This window comes from Streptomyces sp. NPDC001027 (assembly GCF_040299045.1).
Taxonomy (GTDB): Bacteria; Actinomycetota; Actinomycetes; order Streptomycetales; family Streptomycetaceae; genus Streptomyces.
Map to the genome: position 1 here is coordinate 1 of NZ_JBEPBI010000471.1, position 2,869 is coordinate 2,869.

General features: G+C 68.6%; 3 protein-coding genes and 1 pseudogene. 3 read left to right on the top strand and 1 reads right to left on the bottom strand.

Annotated features, from left to right (window positions below; translation table 11 throughout):
* Positions 1 to 258 (top strand): hypothetical protein (locus ABT300_RS42865; protein WP_351688266.1); only part of this gene is annotated, 258 nt, incomplete at its 5' end.
* Positions 259 to 952: 694 nt separating this feature from the next.
* Here ABT300_RS42865 and ABT300_RS42870 read toward each other — a convergent pair.
* A complete protein-coding gene (locus tag ABT300_RS42870) occupies positions 953 to 1,405 on the bottom strand; it encodes a nuclear transport factor 2 family protein (RefSeq protein WP_351688263.1) in 453 nt (150 codons plus the stop codon).
* Positions 1,406 to 1,424: 19 nt separating this feature from the next.
* On the opposite strand from ABT300_RS42870, the pseudogene ABT300_RS42875 reads away from it, so the two are divergent.
* Positions 1,425 to 2,126: pseudogene (locus ABT300_RS42875) on the top strand (IS5 family transposase); the annotation flags it as partial.
* Between the two features lie 174 nt (positions 2,127 to 2,300).
* A complete protein-coding gene (locus tag ABT300_RS42880) occupies positions 2,301 to 2,588 on the top strand; it encodes a hypothetical protein (RefSeq protein ID WP_351688269.1) in 288 nt (95 codons plus the stop codon).
* The last annotated feature ends 281 nt before the right edge of the window (positions 2,589 to 2,869 follow it).

The window sequence follows — 2,869 nt, forward strand, 5'->3', positions numbered from 1 at the left end:
CAGGTCGCCACCGCCGCCGCCATGCTGGCCTGGCTCATCTACGAGAAGATCCGCCACGGCGCGTTCACCACGCTGGGCGCCGCCTCCGGTGCCGTCTTTCGTCGCTCGTCCCCAGGGCCGGCGGGACTGCCCCGTGTGATGAGCGTGCCGTGTTCACTGCCGTGGGTGTACGTGCTAACCAGCGGTTACGCCCGGCGGAATCTGCCATCGACGTTCGGCACGTCTTCCGCGACGGCGCATCGCCGATTCACGGCGTGAACCGAGGCGGGCCTGTGGTTTTTGATCGCACCGGGCCGTGTTGGGGTGTTGGACGAACTTCGCCCCAGGGGCGAGGTCGACTGGACTTCGGCGATCGTCGACGCGGCGTCCGTCCGGGCGAGAAGGGGAAACGCAACCGGGCCGAATCCAGTTGATCGCGGCAGGAAGGGCGCGGCAGACTGCCCGTCCTGTCCGACGCTCAGGGCGTCCCGTCGGTTTGTTGCGGTGACCGGGGCGAACCTGCACGGCAGTCAGGGGTTCACACCGATGATCCTGGCGATATCCGCTGTCCGCTCCAGGCGCGGACCGTGTCGATGGCGACCGGTCAAGGTCCGCGCTGACCGGGTGTACCACTCCGCTGACCGCCTGGCCTGGTTCCCTGGTCGCGGCCTGATCCCGCGGATCGCGCGTCCGGGGAATCGAGTCCGCCGAGCGGCCGGGCCGCCATCGCCGGAAGATCGAGCGGTCGACCTCCTGGCTGCTCGGCTACCGTCGGCTCACCGTGCGACATGAAGGTAAGAGCAGCCACTTCCCCACCCTCGGCCTCGCCGCAGCCCTGACCTGCTTCAGGAAGCCCGCAACAATCACCATGTGCGACAACCTCTCAGGTAACGGTTCGGCCGCCGCCAAGGCGGAGAATCTCGGCTCGACGGCTTCAGTCCGAAGCGCGGATCGTCGTGGCCGACAAGACGGCTCAGGCTTGGATGATCTTCCAGTACGAGTCCTTGTGGCAAATGAAACCCGCGTCGTCCAGCTGCATGAGGTCACACCCCTGCACCTCGATGCGCTCACCGTCCACAGAGGTCCCGGTGAGCACCCAGCGCGAAACCCCGAGCCTGCCCATGGCCCAGTGCTCGTCCCTGCCGTAATGCATGTCGGGCAACCAGCCGAACCGGTAGGACAGGATCTCGCGAACCGCCGCCTGCCCCTCGTAACGAGTACCCCACGTCTCCGGTCCTCGAGGAGTCTCCAGGACGCAGTCGTCCGCGAAGAACTCCATGATGCGGTCGATGTCGTGCTTGTTGAAGGCGTCGAGGAAGTTGCGAAGGTCGTCGCCCTGCCACTCGCCTGAACGAATGGGGCTGCGTCGGCTGCTCGAGCCGAGCTCCCCGCCTGACGCATCCTGCGTGAGGTTGGTCTCAGTCATGACGTCATCATATGACCATATGAGAATCACGTCTAGAGCGTGTCTCTTTGATGCGTTGGTCAGTCGATCGGATGCGTCTGTCCGAATAGTGATCACTGATGCGATGTGGGACCGGCTCGAGCCGCTGATGCCGGCCGATCCGATCCGCGGGCAGCGGTGGGCCGACCACTGCCTCACCCTTGAGGCCATCGCGTGGAGACCGCACCGACTCGCCCTGGCGTGACCTGCCCGACGAGCTCGGCTCGTTCCAGACCGCCCACAAACGGCTGATCAGGTGGGCGGTCGACGGTACCTGGGAGGCGATCCTCGCCACCGTCCTGGCAGCGGCCGACGCCGAGGACGACGTCGACTGGACGGTGTCGGTGCACTCCACTGTCGTCCGGGCGCACCAGCACGCAGCCGGAGCGCGCAAAAGGGGGCGATCCGCTCCGGCGAGCCCACCGACCACGCACTCGGACGCTTCCGCGGCGGCCTGAGCGCGAAGGTCCACCTGGCCGCGGACGGCCGTGCGCGACCGCTCGTCCTAACCGTCACCGCAGGCCAAGCCGGTGACGCACCCGCTTTTGAGACGGTGCTGTCCGGCATTCGCGTCCCCCGCAGCGGCCCGGGCAGGCCGCGAACCCGACCCTTCGCTGTGCTGGCCGACCGCGCCTGCTCTTCCCGCGCCATCCGCTTCCACCTGCGGCGCCGAGGAATCCGCGCGGTCGTCCCGCAGCCGTCAACGTCGCCTGAACGCTGTCCAGCAGGCCCAGATGATCTCCCGACTCGGGCTGCCGCTGGAAGCAGTCTGCGACGGAGTCGAAGCCGGTGGAGGAGAAGCTCTCGGCGAACGGCGGTCTCGGTCCGCACCAGCGGGCTGCCCGAGATCGACGGCGCCCCCGGCGGCCTGTTCACCATGCCGACCGAGAACGGCGACCCGGGCAGCTTCGGCCTGGCCGGCCCCCTCATGACCGCCCTCGGCAACACCGTGGACCCGGAGACCATCCTCACCTCCTGCTTCATCCCGGCCATCAGCGCCGCCGCGGCCGGCGACATCGCCGACGCGGAGGCGCTCCACAAGCCGATCACGGAGGAGGCCGGCGCGCTCGACGCCTTCGTTTGCGCGAGCCGCAACGAGGGGCACACCACCATGACCGAGGAACTCGGCTCGTGGATCGTGAACGAGATCGTCGAGACTTCCTGACCACCACCAGGACGGGGCACCACTTCGGTTCGACCGTCGGGGGTCGTCCCCGCCGAGACCCGAGTGGCGGCCCCGTCCCGGCCGGATGACCGATCCGGAAGGCTGTGAGGTCCGTGAAGTCGACCGTACGGACCCGGTCCGCGGCCGCCGCCCGCGCCGGCGACTGCGAGGCCGCCACCCGCGTGGAGCTGACTCGCCGAAGACCGGGGTGTGCGGCAGAGCCGGTTTCTTCGACAAGCCTGCCGCCGCCCAGGGCGACGGAGGCAGCGCGGGCCGGTCCC

Coding starts and splice junctions, on each gene's coding strand:
- ABT300_RS42880 (WP_351688269.1), top strand. CDS start 2,301: ATGCCGACCGAGAACGGCGACCCGGGCAGCTTCGGCCTGGCCGGCCCC.
- ABT300_RS42870 (WP_351688263.1), bottom strand. CDS start 1,405: ATGACTGAGACCAACCTCACGCAGGATGCGTCAGGCGGGGAGCTCGGC.